General features: G+C 43.7%; 8 protein-coding genes. 1 reads left to right on the plus strand and 7 read right to left on the minus strand.

Going from position 1 to position 7,670, the window contains the following annotated elements:
* Positions 1-243, plus strand: a 243-nt coding sequence (locus ACKI5G_RS05580) for a hypothetical protein (protein ID WP_407398419.1), incomplete at its 5' end; no start/stop codon positions are given.
* 210 nt (positions 244-453) lie between these two features.
* On the opposite strand, the gene alr is transcribed toward ACKI5G_RS05580, so the two are convergent.
* From alr to ACKI5G_RS05615, 7 genes are all read right to left on the minus strand, one after another.
* The gene (gene alr / locus ACKI5G_RS05585; protein WP_407398421.1) at positions 454-1,563 is read right to left on the minus strand and encodes an alanine racemase; all 1,110 of its coding nucleotides are present in this window, start codon (positions 1,561-1,563) and stop codon (positions 454-456) included.
* Positions 1,564-1,624: 61 nt separating this feature from the next.
* A complete protein-coding gene (gene serS, locus ACKI5G_RS05590; RefSeq protein WP_407398423.1) occupies positions 1,625-2,908 on the minus strand; it encodes a serine--tRNA ligase in 1,284 nt (427 codons plus the stop codon).
* Positions 2,909-3,012: 104 nt separating this feature from the next.
* Positions 3,013-3,630, minus strand: coding sequence for a hypothetical protein (locus ACKI5G_RS05595; protein WP_407398425.1), 618 nt, complete (start codon positions 3,628-3,630; stop codon positions 3,013-3,015).
* Positions 3,631-3,693: 63 nt separating this feature from the next.
* Positions 3,694-3,999 (minus strand): Ada metal-binding domain-containing protein, encoded by a 306-nt coding sequence (locus ACKI5G_RS05600; protein WP_407398427.1) that lies wholly within the window; start codon positions 3,997-3,999, stop codon positions 3,694-3,696.
* Between the two features lie 171 nt (positions 4,000-4,170).
* On the minus strand, positions 4,171-4,899 hold the full coding sequence (locus ACKI5G_RS05605) for an MIP/aquaporin family protein (protein WP_407398429.1): 729 nt from the start codon (positions 4,897-4,899) through the stop codon (positions 4,171-4,173).
* Positions 4,900-5,038: 139 nt separating this feature from the next.
* On the minus strand, positions 5,039-6,538 hold the full coding sequence (gene glpK / locus ACKI5G_RS05610; RefSeq protein ID WP_085023984.1) for a glycerol kinase GlpK: 1,500 nt from the start codon (positions 6,536-6,538) through the stop codon (positions 5,039-5,041).
* 542 nt (positions 6,539-7,080) lie between these two features.
* On the minus strand, positions 7,081-7,670 hold a 590-nt coding region (locus ACKI5G_RS05615; protein WP_407398431.1), incomplete at its 5' end, for a phosphoribosylformylglycinamidine synthase subunit PurQ.

A 7,670-nucleotide genomic window follows, 5' to 3' on the forward strand; every position in this document is an offset into this window, starting at 1 on the left:
AAAACAGTACCATCATCTGGCTTGAATCATGTGTGCATGATTCTTGTTGCATTGTTTAGTTTTCAAAGAACACCACACTCGTCCTTTTTGTCCGTAGCTTTGTTGCTCCTTGCAAAACTCCTCGACGTACCAGTTTTTGTACGTCTTCGTCGTTTTGCTGCGTCGCGCCTCGCTACGACCAAAAATTACTTCGTGTACAATCTTTCTCAGAAGCTCTTGCTTCGTGAATCAGCTTCTATATAATATCTCAAAGAAGCCATTATGTCAAGCATCTTTTTGAATTATTTTTGTTGTCAGATTTCATACTCAAATGAATTGCGGTGACAACGTTGATAATATTACTACCTTTTCAAGTTATTGTCAACACATATATTTATTTTTTCATTTTTTTAATAACATATAGGATTAGAAACAGCGGCCTAAACCGATGTCTCCATTGTCTACAGTGATATATTATTCTTTATACACCCTTGGTACTCTAGGGCTGAGCATACATGGAAGCTCGTAATTAATGGTCCCAAGCCAGCTGGCCACTTCATCCATGGTAAGGGCTTCAGAGCCGTACAATACAACTGTGTCCCCTTCCTTTATGCCCTTTATTTCCGTTAAATCTACCATGCACTGGTCCATGCAGATTCTACCTGCAATTGGGGCCCGTCTGCCCTTATACTCCACTTCTGCCTTACCACTGAGCATTCTGGTATATCCATCGGCATACCCAACTGGCAAGGTTCCGATTAAACTCTTACGAGCTGCTGTCCAGGTACAGCCATAGCTTACGGATTCACCTGGTTCCAGCTCCTTAAGAAACGCTACCTTGGCACAGAGCTTCATCAGTGGCTTCAATTCAATACTTCTGTTGACTTCCTCAGATGGCCAAAGGCCATATAAAATAATTCCGGCCCGAACCATATCAAAGTGAGTTTCCGGCATCTCTAAAATAGCTGCAGAATTGGCAATATGCTTTAATTCGATGTGAACTCCTGCTGACTCCACTTGTTCAATGGCCTGTTTAAAGTTTTCAAGCTGCATATAGGAGTAGGTTTTATCCTCATTGTCAGCCAGTGCAAAATGAGAAAACATTCCCTCCAGCTTTATACCAGGCAACGCTGCTATTTTTTTTGCCATTTTCCCTGCGTCCTCCGGCTTAATTCCTATACGGTGCATCCCGGTATCAATTTTCAAATGTATCCTGGCTGTTTTGTTTCGTAATACAGCTTGCTGAGAAATAGCTTCAGCCTGTTCAAATTCAAAAACGGCTTGGGTTATGTCATAATCCACCAGCATACCTGATGTATCCATGGGGGATGCTCCCAAAATAATGATTGGTGTGGTAAAACCTGCTTTGCGCAAAGCAATAGCTTCGCTTAACACTGCCACTGCCAAATATGAAGCTCCCATTTCAACACATTTTCTCGCTACTGCCAACGCTCCATGACCATAAGCATCAGCCTTTACAACAGCACACCATTTAGTATTGCCATTTATACAAGATTTTATATTCTTTATATTAGACTCTAGGGCCTTTAAATCCACTTCAGCCCACACTGCTCTCATTGGCATGTATTATCCCCCTCAAAAAAATATAGCCCACCAACAAGGGCAGGCTATATAGTGATAAATATTACAGTTCTTCCTTTTTAATAACCTCTACGCCACCCATATAAGGAATCAATGCCTTTGGAATACGTATAGAACCATCCTCATTCTGATAATTCTCCAAAATAGCCGCAAAGGTACGTCCTACTGCCAAACCGGAGCCATTCAGGGTATGAACAAACTCCGGCTTGCTCTTGGCATCACGACGGAACTTAATGTTGGCACGGCGTGCCTGGAAATCAAGACAGTTGGAGCATGAAGATATTTCACGATAACAATTCTGAGCTGGCATCCAAACCTCCAAATCGTAGGTCTTGGCAGAAGTAAAGCCCATATCACCAGTGCAAAGAAGAACCACATGATATGGAAGCTCAAGAATGCGCAGTACATCCTCAGCATCATCAGTCATCTTCTCCAACTCATCCCATGAGTCCTCTGGCTTACAGAACTTAATAAGCTCAACCTTGTTGAACTGATGCTGTCTAATAAGGCCACGGGTATCACGTCCGGCACTGCCAGCCTCAGCTCTGTAGCAAGCGGTATATGCACAATATTTCTCAGTAAGGGTGGATCCATCAAGGATTTCCTCACGATGGTAGTTGGTAGTTGGAACCTCGGCAGTTGGAACCATGTAATAGTCCAAGCCCTCCAGCTTAAACATATCTTCGGCAAATTTTGGAAGCTGACCGGTACCAATCATGCTATCAGTATTAACAATGCATGGTGCCAGCATCTCCTTATAGCCATGCTTGGTGGCATGCAGATCCATCATAAAGTTTATTAGAGCACGCTCCAAACGGGCACCCAATCCCTTGTAGAAGGTAAAACGGGCACCTGTAACCTTAGCAGCACGTTCAGCATCAATGATGTCCAGATCCGCTCCCAGATCCCAGTGGGCCTTTGGTTCAAAATCAAACTTAGTAGGCTCCATGAATTTTCTTACTTCCGGGTTATCGGTATCATCTACACCGTAAGGAACATCATCCTTCGGCATATTTGGGATATGCAGCATTATATCCCTAAGGCTTTCCTCCACAGTTTTCAACTGGGCATCCAGCTTGGAGATTTCTTCACCAACAGACTGCATTTCTGCCACTATGGCATCTGTATTTTCCCCTGCCTTCTTCATGGCACCAATCTGCTTGGATACAGTGTTACGCTTTGCCTTAAGGGTCTCTACCTCAGCCAGTATCTCACGACGGGTCTTTTCCAGGTCAGTGAATCCATCCAAAGACAAACTATTATTTCGCTTTTTAAGCATCTCCTTAACAGCTTCCAGATTCTCTCTGACAAATTTGATATCTAACACCTTAATGACCTCCATTATATCCAAAATATGTATAGGGAGCGAACTCCCATGATTTATCTCATCTTATTAATTCTACTATAAAATAAATGCTTTGTAAAAGAAGTTTAAATCCTTATTTCAAAATGTTTGTGTGTGTCATCATCCTGATCATTGGCAGATGATTTACCTGTATTTACACTTTGGGAACCTTCTTGAGTAGCTTCTATTTTATCTTTTGCTTTATTCTCTGCATTAATATTTATTGTGGTCACAGGCTCATGTTCTTTCTTCTTCAAATAGTTAAGCACTGTAAAACCAATAAAGGCCATCACAAATACCAACACAAAGGGCCATATACTTATCCCGCCATAGCTGGAATTATTATTTATGTGTAAAGCATCATTACCAGGAACCTTCGTCTCCGTTTGAAGAACCCTATCTGATGGCATATCTCCCGTAAGAACAGCCTGAGGCTCTGGCAGCTGATCCCTCTCCTTGGTAGTCACTTCCTTTTGCACCTTGCCATCTCCGGCATTATTAGTATTTTGTTGTTGATTTTGGTTCTGATTTTTACCAGTCTTGTCTTCGGGAGAGGAAATATTAATATGAATTCCAAAGTCCTTGCCGGTGTATTCCGCTCCTGTATTTGTATCGGTATTATGTCCTACATCACCACTGTCCTGTCCCTTTGGAGAAACCGGTGGTGTAGGCGGCGTTGGAGCTGTTGGTGCTTTTATGGCCATTGTACTTCCTTTCAAAATAAGAAAAGGCCTTTGACTATACCATCAAGGGCCTTATAACTATAATTATTTCACATCTTCAGGATGACAACGCTTACAAGGCACATAGCCTTCTGCTTTTGCCTGCTTATTATTTTCTGCAGCAGTTTTGCCCTCGTTAAAATATACCGGCTTCAGAATTCTCTTCGCCTTTGGGCAATCAGGACGATGGTACTCGCCAGTGTATGGTTCAGCAACTCTTTCGATTTCTACAGTTGAAATGTCATTAAAATCATTTGCCAGGGAATCAGTATATAATTTATAAGCCCCTGCCAACAATGCAACAATAATTACAAGTGCAATTCCTAATTTAGTGAATGCCTTTTTATCCATTTAGAATTCCCCCTAATAAATACTTATATTAGTATAACGCAATTATTCCTTTTTTTCCACTACTAACAACCCACTAAGTATATTCTATTAGGATTCTTAATTAAGAAAATACCCCTGCCTAAGATAGACAGGGGTACATGTTTTTAGATAATTTTTCCTGTTACCGGATTATCAGATGATACCGAAAGCGGAGGATACAACATAAGCTGCAACACCACCGCAGAGTGGAGCAAATACTGGAATCCAAGCATAACCCCAGTTGCCGTCACCCTTGTCAGGAATAGGAAGAATTGCATGAGCAATTCTTGGACCAAGGTCACGAGCTGCGTTCATTGCATAACCGGTAGTACCACCAAGGGAAAGACCAAGAGCCCAGATCAAGCAGCCTACGAGATAAGGACCAAAGCCAGGAGCAAGGCCGATGGAGCCCTGAACACCCTTGGAGAAGATGCACCAGATACCGAACATCAGGAAGAAAGTAGCAATAAACTCGGAGAGGAATGCAGTCATCTGGTTACCGCAAGCGTTACCAGTGGAGAATACACCCAACTTGCTTCCTTCAGTCTCGCCCCAATGTGGGAGATAAGCAAGGTAAACAATGATAGCACCAAGGATACCACCGAGAATCTGAACGATGGAAGTAGCAGCAAACTGATCCCAAGTGTAAACGCCTGCCAAAGTCTTGGCAATAGTAACGGAAGGGTTGATATCAGCCTGAGGAGCACCCAGAGCTACAGAGGTGTAAACACCCATTACAACTGCAAAACACCATCCAGTGGTTGTGCAGATCCAGCCGCCACCGCGACCATAACACTTAGCCAAAGTCATGTTTGCGTTAACACCGCAACCAAATACCATCAGTACCATAGTGCCGACGAACTCGCCTAACAAATTATCCATTTTCTTATCCCTCTTCTTTCAAATAAAATAAAAATAATTGCTGCAATTCATATCCAGTACCAGCCCCGCATGGGGCCGGTACCAGAAATTGAATTCTTAAAAAATGAACAACTTAATTTAAGAAACTAATCTTTTTTGATTAGTCCTCATCCAGCCAATGCATGGAATGCTTAACAGCCTTCTGCCAGCCCTTGTAGAGCTTGTCAGCTTCGGACTTATCCATAACTGGCTCGAAGCGAACATCCAACTTCCAAGCAGTCTTCAGTTCTTCCTTGTTGCTCCAAACGCCTACAGCAAGACCTGCCAGGTAAGCTGCACCAAGAGCAGTAGTCTCAATGATCTGAGGACGATCTACTGGAACACCGAGGATATCAGCCTGGAACTGCATCATCAGATTGTTGGCAACAGCACCGCCATCAACCTTCAGGGAAGCCAGCTTAATGTTGGAATCTGCTTCCATTGCACCCAGAACATCTCTGGTCTGATATGCAAGAGACTCCAGAGTTGCACGGACGATATGTGCCTTGGTGGTACCACGGGTAATACCGATGATCATACCACGAGCGTTCTGATCCCAGTATGGAGCACCAAGACCTACAAATGCAGGTACGAGGTATACACCAGCAGTGTCACGAACCTTCTTGGCAACCCACTCAGAATCTGGAGCGGAATCTACCATGCGAACGCCGTCACGCAGCCACTGAATAGCGGAACCTGCTACGAATATGGAACCCTCGAGAGCATATTCAACCTTGCCATCGAGACCCCAAGCGATAGTGGTTACCAGACCATTCTTGGAATCATAGATATCAGTACCAGTGTTCATCAGCATGAAGCAACCAGTACCATAGGTGTTCTTAGCCATACCTGGCTCGAAGCAGTTCTGACCAAAGAGGGCAGCCTGCTGGTCACCTGCAGCACCTGCAACAGGAATAGCAGCACCCAGGATGGAAGGAACAGCCTCACCATATACACCAGAGGATGGACGAACCTCTGGAAGCATGCACTTAGGAACGCCGAGATATCCGAGAAGTGCATCATCCCACTTCAGCTCCTTGATGTTGTACATCAAAGTACGGGAAGCGTTGGAATAATCAGTTACATGAGCCTTACCACCGGTCAGCTTCCAAATCAGCCAAGTATCGATAGTACCGAAGAGCAACTCACCCTTCTCTGCGCGCTCACGAGTACCTGGTACATTCTCGAAAATCCAAGTAATCTTGGTACCAGAGAAATATGCATCGATAGTCAAACCAGTCTTGGTCTTGAACTCCTCAGTGAGGCCCTTCTTCTTCAAGCCATCAGCGATATCTGCGGTCTGACGGGACTGCCATACAATTGCATTGTATACTGGACGACCAGTGTTCTTATCCCATACAACTGAAGTCTCGCGCTGGTTGGTGATACCGATAGCTGCGATGTCGCTAGCTGCAAGGCCACTCTGCTCCAGAGCTTCTTTCATAACAGTAGTCATGGTGCTCCAAATCTCATCTGCATCATGCTCAACCCAACCTGGCTGTGGGAATATCTGAGTGAACTCTTTCTGAGAAACACCTACGATCTTGGAGTTCTCATCAAAGATGATAGCTCTGTTACTAGTGGTACCTGCGTCTAACGCCATTACATACTTCTTTGCCATTTTAAAAAATCCCCCTCTAAAAATAAAATACGGCAGCCGATATAATCCCCGATTTATCGACTCATAAAAGGTGAAGTTAATTTTTAGCCTGGCCTATCTCTCCTGCTAGCAACTACATGATACCCGAATCAAAATGTTGCCCCAGCAATATGGTACCAACCATCACAGGTGCTATACCATTCACGACCTTTTCTCCCTGGTCTGGCAGCACATACAAGAATCCTCTCTTAAGGTACGGCGGCTAAACTCAAATCACCAGGAGCAGCAGATAGATGGTTTCCTATGCCATATTGGCATTCAGAACACATCCAGGTCTATTAACTTTTTCCTCGCGTGTATATTTCGCCATAATAAACTAAATTCCTTCTTTCTTCTGAAAATTTTTTAAAAATTTTTTGAACAATTATTCTGAGCACTTGTAATCACTGATTTTACACTGAAAAAAATATTTTTAAAAAAGAAAGAATGTGCTTTCTGAAATCTCAATAAGATAACAAAAAGCACATTTGATACATTTTTACATACAGGCTTTCAGCTGTATTTTATTTGTAATAGGCTACTCCAGCCTCAAAAATCTGCTGATCCTGCTTGCCCGGAACATTCTTGGCAACACATCCGCCAATACGCTCAGAATGCCCCATTTTACCCAGCACGCGTCCGTCAGGGCTTGTAATACCTTCGATGGCATTAACAGAGCCATTTGGATTAAATGGAATCTCTGCTGAAGGAGCACCAGTGGAGCCCACGTACTGGGTGGCTATCTGACCGTTAATACGCAGCTTGCCTACAACGGCCTTATCTGCCACGAAGCGACCCTCCCCATGGGATACAGGAATGGTGAATATATCTCCCACCTTTACATTGTTAAACCATGGAGAAAGATTTGACACTACCTTGGTACGAACCATACAGGATACGTGGCGGCCAATCTGGTTATGGGTAAGTGTTGGAGAATTGTCCGTCAGATCACGAATTTCACCATAAGGAACCAATCCCAATTTTATCAGTGCCTGGAATCCATTACAGATACCCAGCATCAAGCCATCACGCTTCTGAAGGAGTTCATGGACAGCATCCTTTATACGAGGATTGCGGAACATAGCTGCGATGAACTTACCAGAACCATCCGGCT

Source organism: Anaerovibrio sp., from assembly GCF_045637405.1.
GTDB lineage: Bacteria > Bacillota > Negativicutes > Selenomonadales > Selenomonadaceae > Anaerovibrio.

What these genes read in the sequence shown, in the direction of transcription:
- ACKI5G_RS05600 (WP_407398427.1), bottom strand. Translation starts at nt 3,999, where the DNA reads ATGGATAAAAAGGCATTCACTAAATTAGGAATTGCACTTGTAATTATT.
- alr (WP_407398421.1), bottom strand. Translation starts at nt 1,563, where the DNA reads ATGCCAATGAGAGCAGTGTGGGCTGAAGTGGATTTAAAGGCCCTAGAG.
- ACKI5G_RS05605 (WP_407398429.1), bottom strand. Translation starts at nt 4,899, where the DNA reads ATGGATAATTTGTTAGGCGAGTTCGTCGGCACTATGGTACTGATGGTA.
- ACKI5G_RS05595 (WP_407398425.1), bottom strand. Translation starts at nt 3,630, where the DNA reads ATGGCCATAAAAGCACCAACAGCTCCAACGCCGCCTACACCACCGGTT.
- glpK (WP_085023984.1), bottom strand. Translation starts at nt 6,538, where the DNA reads ATGGCAAAGAAGTATGTAATGGCGTTAGACGCAGGTACCACTAGTAAC.